The organism is Alphaproteobacteria bacterium (assembly GCA_016722515.1).
Lineage (GTDB): Bacteria > Pseudomonadota > Alphaproteobacteria > Rickettsiales > JADKJE01 > JADKJE01.
On sequence record JADKJE010000001.1, the window covers coordinates 288,678 to 302,764 of the forward strand.

Consider the following 14,087-nt stretch of genomic DNA (forward strand, 5'->3'; position numbering starts at 1 on the left):
TTAGTCCTTCGTGGAGTAAATTCATGATGCGTCCTATTATTTACATTGCCTCCTTGATAAGTCTTCGTTTTACCTTTTTGATGCTTTTCGGTAGGATCCTTAAGTGGTACAGGACAGCCGTGTCTGTTCTCGAGTAAATCAGCATTATCACAATACCTTGATCCATCACCCATTGACCCATCGCCGCCATTTGGAAGTGTGCCACCTTTTGGAGGTGTTCCACCATTCGGAGGGGTTACACCATTTGGAAGTGTGCCACCATTCGGAGGTGTGCCACCATTCGGAGGTGTGCCACCATTTGGAGATGTGCCACCATTCGGAGGTGTGACGCCGTTTGGAGGTGTGCCACCGTTTGGAGGTGTGCCACCATTTGGAGGTGTGCCGCCGTTTGGAGGTGTGCCACCATTTGGAGGTGTGCCGCCGTTTGGAGGTGTGCCACCATTTGGAGGTGTGCCGCCGTTTGGAGGTGTGCCACCATTTGGAAGCGTACAACCATCAGGAAGTATACCACCACTAAGAAGAGTACAACCATTCGGAGGTGTTCCGCCATTCGGAGGTGTGCCACCATTTGGAGGTGTGCCACCATTTGGAGGTGTGCCACCATTCGGAGGTGTGCCACCATTCGGAGGTGTGCCACCATTTGGAGGTGTGCCACCATTTGGAGGTGTGCCACCATTTGGAGGTGTGCCACCATTTGGAGGTGTGCCACCATTTGGAGGTGTGCCACCATTCGGAGGTGTGCCACCATCTGGAGGTGTGCCACCATTTGGAGGTGTGCCACCATTCGGAGGTGTGCCACCATCTGGAGGTGTGCCACCATTTGGAGGTGTGCCACCATTTGGAGGTGTGCCACCATTTGGAGGTGTGCCACCATTCGGAGGTGTGCCCCATTCGAGGTGTGCCACCATTCGGAGGTGTGCCACCATTCGGAGGTGTGCCACCATTCGGAGGTGTCTGCCACCATCTGGAGGTGTGCCACCATCTGGAGGTGTGCCACCATTTGGAGGTGTGCCACCATTCGGAGGTGTGCCACCATCTGGAGGTGTGCCACCATTTGGAGGTGTGCCACCATTTGGAGGTGTGCCACCATTTGGAGGTGTGCCACCATTCGGAGGTGTGCCACCATTCGGAGGTGTGCCACCATTCGGAGGTGTGCCACCATTTGGAGGTGTGCCACCATCTGGAGGTGTGCCACCATTTGGAGGTGTGCCACCATCTGGAGGTGTGCCACCATTTGGAGGTGTGCCACCATCTGGAGGTGTGCCACCATTCGGAGGTGTGCCACCATTCGGAGGTGTGCCACCATCTGGAGGTGTGCCACCATTCGGAGGTGTGCCACCATTCGGAGGTGTGCCACCATCTGGAGGTGTGCCACCATTTGGAGGTGTGCCACCATCTGGAGGTGTGCCACCATTCGGAGGTGTGCCGCCATCTGGAGGTGTGCCACCATTTGGAGGTGTGCCACCATTTGGAGGTGTGCCACCATCTGGAGGTGTGCCACCATCTGGAGGTGTGCCACCATCTGGAGGTGTGCCACCATTTGGAGGTGTGCCACCATTTGGAGGTGTGCCACCATCTGGAGGTGTGCCACCATCTGGAGGTGTGCCACCATCTGGAGGTGTGCCACCATTTGGAGGTGTGCCACCATCTGGAGGTGTGCCACCATTTGGAGGTGTGCCACCATCTGGAGGGGTGCCACCATTTGGGGTGTGCCACCATCTGGAGGTGTGCCACCATTTGGAGGTGTGCCACCATTCGGAGGTGTGCCACCATCTGGAGGTGTGCCACCATTCGGAGGTGTGCCACCATTCGGAGGTGTGCCACCATCTGGAGGCGTACTACCGCAACTACTTGCCCCGGCTAAGAAATCAACTTGTCCATTATTGGCATTAAAACTGCCACATCCGCCTGTTGGATCGCCAGGCAGCGGAGGAACACCAGTATCACCAGGAGCTGGAGTGATTGGGCCGAAAATAACCGACTGGCCTTGTATAATCAACGATGTTTTTTTGGTGTTATCACCACTATTATTAACACCTGAGACAAATTGTTCTAACATAAAAGTATCTGCCCTCACTCGTGGAGCCGATAAATCATTGACGAAATTCAAGCTTCCAACACTGGCAATAATGCTAGTCAATCCATCTATATTTATTGAATTTGCAAGAGGATCATCTGCATTCATTTCATTATGAGTATCACCATCCAAAACTAAATTTCCATTTGTTGCCGCCATTATTATTTTACTGGCTAAATCAATATCATAATTAGACAGGTTTGTATGACGGCTACTCAAATCACCAGCACTACTTATGGAATTAATATCACCGTGAATAGTAAGATTATTTGCTGCAGTAAGTTCCGTCACCGTATTAATAAAATGAGAAAAACTAAGGAAAAATGCAGAAGGATTCCCTATGCCGGAGATTATATTAATGTTTTGAATAACATCGCCATTGATTTCAATATCATCAGCGATGATTTTAACATCACCTAGAATAGCATTATCTGCACCTAAAATAGCATTAATAGTGGCATTAATATTCCCATTAACCACCACTGATTTTGTATTATCCATTAGAAAATTAAAAATATTACCCCCTGTACTACCGTATGCTGGCTCAATGATATTTACATCATAAGTCGTATTACCATTCATTGTTATGCTGTCCGGTGCCGTGAAATACATTTTATAAGAATCCAACTCATCATGAATAAATGAATCTACGTCTCCAATAAAACTAGTGGAAACTTTTTTAATAGTGGTATCACCATTGATATTAAGAATACCTGAAGGCATGGTTGTTAAAGCAGCCTTAACCGTGGCAATTCCACTTAGAAAAACAGGCGACATATAGGTTTCAAAGAAACTGCGGTTATTAATAGTATTTCCTGCTAAATTATAAAGCTCAGCGTAATTTCGTTCAACTCCCGAGTTAGAGCTTACTGTAGTGGAAACATCAACCGTTTGATTGCCATTAATTGTTGTATTACCCGAAGATAGAAATGCACCAACAGCATTGATGCTACCTTGTGTAGTATCCCCTAGTTTACTTGTGGTAGCAGATACTAAACTATTACCTGTATGGACTAAATTACCAATAGCCGAAAGTCCTGCCTCAACCTCAAGTAATGAATCGATAGTTGTCGTATCTGTAAAATTGACAACCACAGGCAACACAGAACCAATCACATTTATATTGCCATTGAGCGTCATATTCCGCCCAGCAAGTAATTGTGCATCGGCATAGGAGGTCATAAATTGCATTGCATTAATTTTAGACAACACATTGACATCACCATTCATTACAAAATCACCATCGGCGCCATGTGCTTCAACATTTAATTGTGCGTTGGTAAGTGTATTATTCAGTCCTGTTACTCCTAAATAATCATAGATGGCCTGAACTGTCATATTTTTGACGTTTATATTATGGGCGCTATCGATATCAACATTGGATACAGCAGATCCTGTATTACTGACTGCATTTACAAGTGTATAATGAGACTTAGCCGTAATATCACCATTAATATTGATATCTTTTCCAACCCCAGTATTCGTAATCGTTAAATTAACAATCGAGTCTCCATCACCAGTCGTTGTGGCTACCGTATTATCAATCGTGGTATTACCCGCCATGGTTATCACATTTACCGCATCTAAATCAACAGAGGTGTTAAACGTTCCACCAGTTGGTGCCGTGACGTTTGCATTCACATTAATATCGCCATTAATTGTTAATGCCCCGCTAGAATTAGCACTCACCGTTACAGTATTTACGCCTACTATAGCGCCTGAGGCTGAAACATTCAGTGAACCGACATTGATGTTCCCCCCACCCGTCGTACTGATGGCTATATCACCGGGATTAATAACACCCGCTCCGCCTGTCCTAAGATTTCCAATATTAACACCACCGCTTCCGGCTGTTAATGTAAGATCACCACTTGTTGTTGCGAGTGTATCAGCAGCATCCTGGAACGTAATCGATCCGCCTGGATTTAAGGTCTGTAACGTAATATTACCACTACCTCCCTGCACCACATTATCAGTTATGTTCTGCATCGTAATCACGTTATCCGCTTGAATGAGTACATTGGTGCCACCTTGTGATTGTGTTTCAATGAAATTTTCATAAATTTCATTGGAAGCCGCTACGCCCGAACCATTGCGGATGGTCATAGTCGTTGGGTCTATAATTAAACTACCGCCCGTGCCATTGACAGCATGAGCATCAACAACCCCATTCAAAGAAACAGAGTTCCCGCTAATCTCAACAGTACCGCCATTCCCGCTGACCGTTCCCCCTTTTGCTTCAATCCGTGCAGGGGATGAAAAATGATTGGCTTTATCTGCTTTCGTATAAACAGTTCCACCACTGCCATTGGTTCCAGCATTGGCTTGAATCTGGCCATTTTGATTGATATCACCAACCGATGTTATAAAGACTGAACCCGCATTATAACCATTACCAAACGCATTGGCGTCGACTACGCCATTCATGTTAACAACCGATTCGGCGATATCAGACGCTAATTTAGCCGCTACAAGCACCTGGCCAGAGTATGCCTGCAATGTACCCGTATTAACAACGCCTAATTTATTCAAATTTTCATGGGAAACGCCATAGGTAATCAAATTATCACCACGCAAATCCACACTCATATTATTGGTCGATGCCAAGTGCACTTGTCCGAGGTTGGCTTTAATTAAACCTGTATTTTCAACATAAGGACCTGCCAATACGGCGAATCCACCTTGAGAAACCTCAATAGAACCATGGTTAATAACCTGTCCTTCACCTGTACCCTGTAATTGGTATTGTCCATCAGCACCGGTTATATTCATCGCAGTCGACGCCAATAAAGCACCCACATTCACTTGGGACGTACCATAAAAGGTAATCCCTGAACTATTTAATATAACCACCTGGCCATTGGCATTCAGCGCTCCACGTAATTCACTAGGTACTCCACCTATCACCCTATTAATGGCAATGGCCGAACCATTGGGTTGATAGAAATTAACAGCTTCCCCTACATTGGTTGAGAAATCCTGCCAGTTAATATCAAGCCGCTGCGTATCCTGGGTAATATTGGTATTAGATCCCTGCTGAACAATAGCTCCACTTCCTTGAACAACTTCCCCACCAGTAGGAGCAGCAAAAACGGAACCCCATGTTGTGAAGGCCAAAGCGCACACAAACGCACTACTGCACAAGTTCAAGATTGTCTTATTTCGCTTCACCACAGACCAACGAAAGATTTTGGTTGAATTTTCGAGCATTAGCTCGTTTTTTTGTGAGGTAACACTGGATCTGCTGCGCATTTTCTTATCTCTAAATTTGTTCAATTATTTTGCATTTAACGCCCACTTACAATATGGGTATTAAATACAATTTAACACAAATTCTATTAATATCTTGCTAATTTTTACTTTATTGTTACATAAATATGTATTATATTTTATTTGTTTTTTAATATATTGTAATTTTTTGCTTGAATAAAATCCAAAATAGAAAGATAATGATCGCGATGCCACGTTATTGACATGCTTTGGCTCGCCAAGCAATACCGAGCTCAATGATTTTTTGAAATGCAGAACATCCTGCCCGTCTCCACAGATTGACAGAAACACAAAAGGAATCGCTAAAAGCTCACATTAACGCCCCCCACCCCCAGATATAGAGAACGATGGCGTGCCATTGATATTCAGCGTCGTATCAAAGTGCAATACAGTGTTGCTTAAGGAAAAAGGAAGAATCGCTTCCTTAACATCGATGACGCATTTAATAGTGTCATGATATTGAATGGTATTGGTATACGCTATTACATGATAGAGACATCGGATCGCTGAAGCAAAGAAGCATTGTGCACATGGTCACTGCCCCACATTACGGCAAGGGGTTTAATGTTAAATCACAATTAAACCAATAAATCCCGCAACATAGCCATCAACGGCACATTAGCCTCAGGCATGGGGTACTGGTTATAGAGTTGTGGTTTTACCCAGACGAGATTCTGCCCCTCTTTAGGAACGGGTATTCCTTGCCATCGTCGGCAAAGGTAAAGCAAAATCAGAAAAGGGGTCGTACCATAAATATGGGTCGTAAACGTAAACGGCGACAAGCAGCTTGCACTGGTATCCACATCAAGCTCTTCTTTCAATTCACGGATAATACAGGCTTCGGGCGTTTCACCAGGTTCCAGCTTGCCCCCGGCAAATTCCCATAAGCCAGCCATCTGTTTTCCTTCAGGCCGTTGAGCTAAAAGAACTCGGTTATCCTTATCTAACAGCGCAATAGCTACTACACATACACCAGGCAAGATCGCTGTCTTATCGGTATCGATGACTGCACCAGGTTGCCTTTCCGGGCAAAAAACATCAAATGCCATCTCTTTAACTCCGATAATCTGCATTGATACGAATATAGCACTCTGTTAGATCACAGGTCCATACCGTGGCGTTACCGTTACCTAATCCTAAATCAATCTGGATGGTAATATCATTTCTTTTCATCAACGGCACCACATCAGCTTCTCGATAGTCAGGATTTAATTGGCCATTCCTTGCCATCCAGATACCACCAACACCAATTGACAGAGACCGTTGATCAATATGCGCGCTGGCTTTACCTACGGCTGCGGCGATCCGTCCCCAATTCGCATCTTCACCGGCAATAGCGGTTTTCACCAAAGGAGAATTGGCAACTGACTTGCCAATTATTTTGGCTTCCCTATGATTTTCAGCACCAGTCACCTCAATTGTTATAAACTTGGTAGCACCTTCTCCATCTTTCACGACCAGTTGGGCAAGCTCAATACAGACTTCACGCAGCGCCACTTTAAAATCATTTAGTAAAACATCCTGTGTTGAAGATGGTTGTTTATTTCCAGCACTGCCCGTAGCAAAGAGCATGATGGTATCACTGGTAGAGGTATCGCTGTCCACGGTAATGGCATTAAACGACACATCGACATATTCATTCAATAATTCCTGTAGAATATGAGCTGGAATAGCAGCATCGGTGGCGATATAACCCAGCATGGTCGCCATATTGGGTTCCACCATGCCCGATCCTTTGATAATACCATTAATCACCACCTTCTTGCCGTCAATGACCGCACTACGCGTTGACCATTTAGCAAATGTGTCGGTTGTATTGATGGCATACGTTGCCTGTTCCCAGGCATCTTCCTTTAAATGTAAACGAATAGAAGAAAGTGTCTTTAGAATTTTATCATCAGGCAGAGGGACACCAATAATACCGGTTGCAGAAAACTGCACATGCCGCTGTGAACATTCTAAATCCGCAGCTACTTTATGCGTGATGGCATGAACCGAACGCATACCCGCTTCGCCATTAAATACATTAGAAATTCCTGCTACCACTACATGAGCTCTGACTTCCTTTTCAGGAAGGATTTCACGCCCCCACAACACACATGCACTTGCGGTATGCGATAATGTAAACACACCCGCAGATTGTGTGCCCGGAATAAATTCCATATAAAGTAAATCATCACGACCTTTATAACGCATACCCGTGTTTGACATCGCTATCAACACCCCAGGAACGACTGGAAGTTTTGGCATTGTGGTTGGCTTTAAAGGCGAAACAGGATGAGACATAGTAAAATCACTCAATTAAAATTATTCGTTACCAGGATCCCATCCACCTTTTTGGGTGAAATTATGCAGGGTTTCCACAAATCGGACAGTACCTGTTTTAGAGCGCATAACCATCGAATGGGTAAATGCACCTCCTTTATAGCGTTTAACGCCTTTGAGCATCGATCCATTGGTAACACCGGTTGCGGCAAACATCACATCCCCTTTGGCCATTTCGTTGACGCTATAGGTGCGGTTAAAATCGGTAATGCCCATGCGTTTAGCACGTTCTTTCTGTTCTTTTTCTTTAAACAATAAACGTCCACACATCTGTCCACCGATACAACGCAGTGCCGCAGCCGCTAATACCCCTTCAGGTGCCCCACCAATCCCCATGTAAACATCAACACCTGTTTCTGGGGTGGCGGTTGCAATAACTCCTGCAACATCACCATCGCCAATCAAATGAATTCTAGCACCGGCCTTACGTACGCGCGAAATGAGATCCTGATGACGCTCACGCTCCAAAATAACCACCGTTAAATCGGATACTTTGCACGATTTTGCTTTGGCAATATTTTTAAGATTCTGTTCTGGTGTTTTATCCAAATCGATAATGCCATCTGGCAATCCACCACCTACAGCAATTTTATCCATGTAGACATCGGGAGCATGAAGAAAATTCCCCCCTTCAGCCATCGCAATAACTGCTAACGAATTGGGGCCACCCGTTGCACAAATAGTGGTTCCTTCTAACGGATCTAGGGCGATATCAATATGTGGGCCATTACCTGTACCTACTTTTTCGCCGATATACAGCATGGGCGCCTTATCGCGTTCGCCTTCACCAATCACGACTGTACCATCCATATCCATAATATTGAGTGCACGACGCATCGCATTCACCGCAGCCTGATCGGCAGCCTTCTCATCACCTAAGCCAATCCATGTGGATGATGCAAGCGCAGCAGCCTCAGTAACGCGTACGGCTTCGAGCGCAAAATTGCGGTCAAGCGTTAATAGCTCATGTGTTTCCGTTTTAATTTTAGTATTCTTTTTGGTTGGCATAAAACCCCATTAACAATTAAGAAAATTCCGCCCATTATACCATGGCAGCAGAATCTTTAAAATCATATTTAACCATCTTATTTAAACAGCTGCAATGCGAATCATCACCGGTTCAGAAATAACTGAGGAGAGCGACTTAATTGCAGCGAGGGCTTCTTTTAAATTATTCTCGGTGGTTCGATGCGTTGAAAGCATAACCTTCACCGCATGTGGATCCTGGTGTGCTTTCTGGCTGAAAGAATCAATAGAGATATTAAACTGGCTCAAAATACGCGTTACATCAGCAACGACACCCTTGCTATCCTGCACCCTTAATCTCACATAAAAAGAACCTTCGTAATCATCCTGGCTTAAATGTTTAGGATCATGCAACTGGCTAAGCGCCATACCAAACGGATAGGTTCTGCGTAAGGAGGCAATGTCAACAATATCTGCTACTACAGCTGATGCAGTGGGCCCCTCACCTGCACCACGTCCCTGGATCATCATTTTACCCACAGGATCGCCTTCCACTTCAACGGCATTAAACACACCATCAACTTTGGCGATTGGGTGTGCCAATGAAACCAGACAAGGGTAAACACTTTGTCGCAACGATGAACCATCATACTGGCAAATACCTAGTAATTTGATTTTCATACCAAGCTCTTCCGCGTAACGTATGTCATCACTATTAATATGGCGGATACCTTCAATATACACCTCGTCAAAGGCAATCTTTGTACCAAATGCCAGCGAAGCCAGAATGGCTAATTTATGAGCGGCATCGATACCATCGACATCAAAACTTGGATCAGCCTCGGCATAACCTAAATCCTGCGCTTCTTTAAGAACAACTTCAAAATCTTTACCAGTTTGCTGCATCGTGGTGAGAATATAATTGCCAGTACCATTTAAAATACCTGCCACGCGTGAAAATCGATTGGCAGCTAGACCTTCCTTTAACATCTTCAGGATAGGGATACCACCCGCTACCGCAGCTTCAAACGCCAATACTTTTCTTTGTGATTCCGCTAACGTCGCTAATTCAATCCCATGATGGGCAATCAGTGCTTTGTTGGCAGTGACGACATGCTTTCCCTGCTTAAGCGCCAGTTCGCATACCTCTTTGGCAATTCCTTCCGAGCCGCCAATAACTTCTACGACAATATCAACTTCGGGATCTTTGGCTAAATCGCGGGCATCTTCATACCAACGAATGCCGTCCATATCAAAACCGCGGGAGACTTGCCTGCGCGCAGAAACAGCAACCACTTTAATAGCAGTACCTGTACGCGCCTCAACAACATCGGCATTAGCAACCAATAACTTGGCAACACCACTGCCTACCGTACCTAATCCAGCAATTCCTACTTTAACGATCGATTTCACTCTACGCTCTCCTTGCTGTCTGTATTGTCGGTGGTTTGAACGCCGTGCTTTCTCATAAATTGTTTAATATTACGCATTGCTTGACGCATCCGATGCTTATTTTCAACCATCCCAATTCGCAAATATCCCTCGCCTTCCTTTCCAAAACCCGTTCCAGGAGCAACAGCAACATTGGCTTCCTCTAGCATTAATTTAGAAAATTCCAATGCTCCCATGTGATTGAATTCCTTAGGAATGGGTGTCCAGGTAAACATAGTCGATTTAGTTGGTTCAATATTCCATCCAGCCTCATTGAGTCCTTTAACCAGGATATCACTGCGCGATTTATAAATTTGCCGATATTCCTCAATGCAATCCTGAGGACCATTAATAGCCGTAGTCGCTGCTACCTGCACTGGCGTAAACGAACCATAATCAAGATACGACTTAATCCGTCCCAGTGCGTAAATGAGATTTTTATTACCCGCGGCAAACCCTACCCGCCAACCAGCCATAGAATAGGTTTTACTTAAACTGGTAAACTCAACCGTGATATCTTTAGCACCTTTTACCTGCAACACCGAAGGCGGCGGATTACCATCAAAATAAATTTCACAATAGGCTAGATCCGATAGAATATAAATCTCATGATAGCGGCAAAAATCAACAATCTCTTCATAGAAATCAAGGGTTACCGTTTCCGTTGTTGGATTACACGGATAATTCAAAATCAATACCTTCGGGCGGGGAGACGTATTAGCAACCGCATCACTGATTTGATCAATTAATTTTTGGCCCGTAAAACGCGGCAAATAACAAATCGAACCACCGGCAATGACAAATCCATACGGATGGATTGGATAACTAGGGCTTGGCACCATGATAACATCACCAGGGCGCGTGATGGCTGTTGCCAGGTTGGCAAGTCCTTCCTTCGATCCCATGGTAGTAATAATCTCGGTTTCAGGATCAAGATCAACATTAAAACGCCGTTTATAGTAAGCGCATTGAGCCTTACGCAATCCAGGAATACCGCGAGATAAAGAATAGCCATGAACATCGGGGTTTTTAGCCGTTTCAATCAGCTTCTGGATCACGTGCGGAGGCGGAGGCGAATCAGGATTACCCATCCCCAGATCAATAATGTCTCTTCCTTCCGCTCGCGCTTTAGCCTTCATGCGGTTAACTTCGGCTAAAACATAAGGGGGCAGCAGCCCAACGCGGTAAAAATCGGTTTCCATAAGAGACCTATCTGAAGGTTAAAAAAACATTAGTGGGTAATTAGTTTCCTGAGATTGACGTTCCATAACGGCTTGGCTGATAATACGTTTCGTTATTACCATAACGCGAAGGCGCAAATCCTTGTGAAGCCGGAGCCTGCTGTCCATTATACTGCATCATCGGTTGGGCAGCAGGATAATTGTTAGGCTGACCACCTGAATTGGTATAGGAAGACTGCCCCTGAACATTCTGACCGTAAGGATAATTGACCGGAGGAGCACTGGGCTCAAGCTGTGAAACAGAAGGTGCGTTTGCTCTTGCCTGAGCCTGCGGCGAAGAAGCCAATGGTTCCATATTTGTTTTGGCCTGCGCTTGAATCACTTGCGGTTGTTGACGAACCTGCGGCTGAGGCTGATACTGCATTTGGAACTGCGAACCAGATTGAGCCTGTTTTGACTGTTGCGGTTGTTGTGGCTGTTGAATTTGCTGAGCCTGAGCCTGTTGTGGCTGAGCCTGCTTACCATCCATTTCCTGGCTGTATTTAGCCAAGGCTTCCGCTAGATTTTGTTCCTGCTGAGGGGTTACCAGATAACTGGCCGAAGGAACATAAGGAACGGGTTGTTGTGGGGCATTAACCGCACTCGGTTGCCAAGGTTGCGCTCCCTGAGCCTGTATTTGCTGCAGAGGTTGCTGAATTTGCGCTTGCGGCTGTTGATTTGAAGGTTGTTGTACCTGCGCCTGGTACTGTGACTGATACTGCACCGGAGCCTGAGTTTGCTTTGCAGAAGCCTGTTGCGGCTGCGCTTGAGGTTGAGACTTGGCCTGAGATGCACTGGCAACGGCTGGCTTAACATTACCATCAACCATTTGCGAAAGTGAAGGTTCCCGTCCTGGCAATGGATAATTTTCAGGCGGGGCCATCGGTTCAAGGCTACGCATTAAACCGGTGTAAGGCTGAGAATTAGAATGGTTTGGAAACTGAGCGGAAGGATCTGCTTGATAATTAGGCGAATACGCCGAACCTCCGGAACCCTGATTGGATTGATTGAATTGTTGAGAGGTTGATTTTCCAGATTGATTAGCTGGAGCTTGCAACGGTTGAGACGGTTGTTGCTGCGCAGGATAATACCCCTGTTGCAACAATTGCTGTTGCTGCATCGCATTTTGCCTGTCTTGTTCCAATTCCTTCGCCATCATATTAACCTGGCCTAACTGCGGACTACCAAAATTAGGTTTAGGAGGAACAGAATTTAACGTCGGGTAGCCACCTGAAAGTAACGGAGTATAGGGTTCTGGACCAGTAGGTTCAGCATACGAACCGGTTCCTGATGGATAAGTAGAAGGAGCCATCATCCCCTGCGGTGCCAATGGTTGTCCCATAGGATCACCCATCGGTGGTTGTTGAAACATGCCACCTTGTGCACTGTACGGAGACATCATCCCAGCACCTTGCCCACCCGATTGCAAACCAGATGAATCTGCAGACCAAGGTGCATTAGCATTAGTGGCACCATAGCCCGGCATTGGCGGCATCGGTGGTTTTTGTTGTGAACCTGGCATCGCCGAAGCCCCTGAGTCATGACTGCCCCACGGCCATACTTTATTCCATGTTTTACCTACCCACGATTGCTCAGGCTCTTTAGCGGCTGAACGCGATACAGCATTTTTACCGTAGCTAGGCCCAGAAGTATTACCATAATCAGCCCCAGAAGAAGACGCTGACATTGGAGAAGCAGGATACGCCATGTTGTCAGGTTGGATACCTGAATTGCTCAAAGAAGCTCCACCCATACTACCAGTACCGGCACCATAAGGATTGAAATCATTCGACATTTGCCCCATCGCGGCAGGATTTCCCTGTCCTGTTGGACTCATCCCAGGAGCTGCACCAAATGGAGATTGAGCATCCATTGGATATCCTGTCGATCCGGAAAACGGAGGAGCTGAATTCATCATTGATTGCGAACCACCATTATACCCCCCATCTGCAGGTGGGAACATACTCGATGTCCCAGCAGAAGAAGCCCCTGCTGCCCCCATCGACGGCATAAGCGGAATAGGAGCATTATCTGATTTACCTGAATTGATACTACTGGAACCTCCAGGTACACCTTCAAGTGGATAAGTTCCACCAGCTCCATATGGTGAAGCAAAGGCTGATGAACCGTTCATATCCGTATTATTACCATTACTAGGAAAAGGTGATTGGCTTGGCGAGGAAGGATAAGCCCCAGTACCAGATCCCTGAAGACCAGGATTAGCATAATTAGGCGCTGGATAAGAAGATTGCCCTATAGTATCGTAAGGACTACTACCTGAAGGAAAAGCAGATGAACCAACACCCATCCCATCCATACCGCCCATGTTGCTATCCGTTAGGCCTTTTGGCTTCGTGTTAAAGGGTGATCCCCCACCCATTGCTGAACCTGGCATGGCCGGAGAAGCAAAACTAGAGGGGATACCTGCTGGCTGCATACCAAGTGGAGCCGCCGAATTAACAGAACTATTAGCCGACGGAACCACTCCAAAATACGGAATGGGACCTTTAAATTGTGACGTTGGCTTAGCACGGCCTGCTTGTGGATTTAATTGTGGCACCCTGCGATCTGCAACATCAACATTTTGCACTGCTTTGGGCTTCTCATTTGATTTGATTGGCGACTGAAACGTATAGCTGTGCACACCACAAGATAGAACGGACAAGGAAACCATTCCTAAGGCGGTTGATTGCAGGAAATTTTTTGCCAATCTTCTTGCTAAAGGGGAGGACACATTTAAACGAATATGACGCATAACTAACAGTACCTTAAATAACGACTACATAACCAGGTTTCCC

Annotated in this window: 7 protein-coding genes; all 7 read right to left on the minus strand. The window is 45.9% G+C overall.

Annotation, left to right across the window (positions count from 1 at the left end; translation table 11 throughout):
- Window positions 1–235: 235 nt before the first annotated feature.
- On the minus strand, window positions 236–5,329 hold the full coding sequence (locus IPP74_01275) for a filamentous hemagglutinin N-terminal domain-containing protein (protein ID MBL0317930.1): 5,094 nt from the start codon (window positions 5,327–5,329) through the stop codon (window positions 236–238).
- 596 nt (window positions 5,330–5,925) lie between these two features.
- Window positions 5,926–6,396: a (deoxy)nucleoside triphosphate pyrophosphohydrolase gene (locus tag IPP74_01280; GenBank protein ID MBL0317931.1), complete on the minus strand. Its 471-nt coding sequence runs from the start codon at window positions 6,394–6,396 to the stop codon at window positions 5,926–5,928.
- Between the two features lie 4 nt (window positions 6,397–6,400).
- A complete protein-coding gene (gene argJ, locus IPP74_01285) occupies window positions 6,401–7,633 on the minus strand; it encodes a bifunctional glutamate N-acetyltransferase/amino-acid acetyltransferase ArgJ (GenBank protein ID MBL0317932.1) in 1,233 nt (410 codons plus the stop codon).
- A 21-nt stretch (window positions 7,634–7,654) separates the two neighbouring features.
- On the minus strand, window positions 7,655–8,680 hold the full coding sequence (glpX, locus tag IPP74_01290; GenBank protein MBL0317933.1) for a class II fructose-bisphosphatase: 1,026 nt from the start codon (window positions 8,678–8,680) through the stop codon (window positions 7,655–7,657).
- A gap of 81 nt (window positions 8,681–8,761) precedes the next feature.
- Entirely contained in the window at window positions 8,762–10,051 is a 1,290-nt protein-coding gene (locus tag IPP74_01295) for a homoserine dehydrogenase (protein MBL0317934.1), read from the minus strand.
- Complete coding sequence (locus IPP74_01300; protein ID MBL0317935.1) at window positions 10,048–11,271, minus strand: LL-diaminopimelate aminotransferase; 1,224 nt, start codon at window positions 11,269–11,271, stop codon at window positions 10,048–10,050. The genes IPP74_01295 and IPP74_01300 overlap by 4 nt, the downstream gene beginning before the upstream one ends.
- Window positions 11,272–11,311: 40 nt before the next feature.
- Entirely contained in the window at window positions 11,312–14,044 is a 2,733-nt protein-coding gene (locus IPP74_01305) for a hypothetical protein (GenBank protein MBL0317936.1), read from the minus strand.
- Between the last annotated feature and the right edge of the window lie 43 nt (window positions 14,045–14,087).

Excerpts from the sequence above, each read along its gene's own strand:
- IPP74_01300 (MBL0317935.1), bottom strand. The coding sequence starts at position 11,271 with ATGGAAACCGATTTTTACCGCGTTGGGCTGCTGCCCCCTTATGTTTTA.
- IPP74_01275 (MBL0317930.1), bottom strand. The coding sequence starts at position 5,329 with ATGCGCAGCAGATCCAGTGTTACCTCACAAAAAAACGAGCTAATGCTC.
- glpX (MBL0317933.1), bottom strand. The coding sequence starts at position 8,680 with ATGCCAACCAAAAAGAATACTAAAATTAAAACGGAAACACATGAGCTA.
- IPP74_01280 (MBL0317931.1), bottom strand. The coding sequence starts at position 6,396 with ATGGCATTTGATGTTTTTTGCCCGGAAAGGCAACCTGGTGCAGTCATC.
- IPP74_01305 (MBL0317936.1), bottom strand. The coding sequence starts at position 14,044 with ATGCGTCATATTCGTTTAAATGTGTCCTCCCCTTTAGCAAGAAGATTG.
- argJ (MBL0317932.1), bottom strand. The coding sequence starts at position 7,633 with ATGTCTCATCCTGTTTCGCCTTTAAAGCCAACCACAATGCCAAAACTT.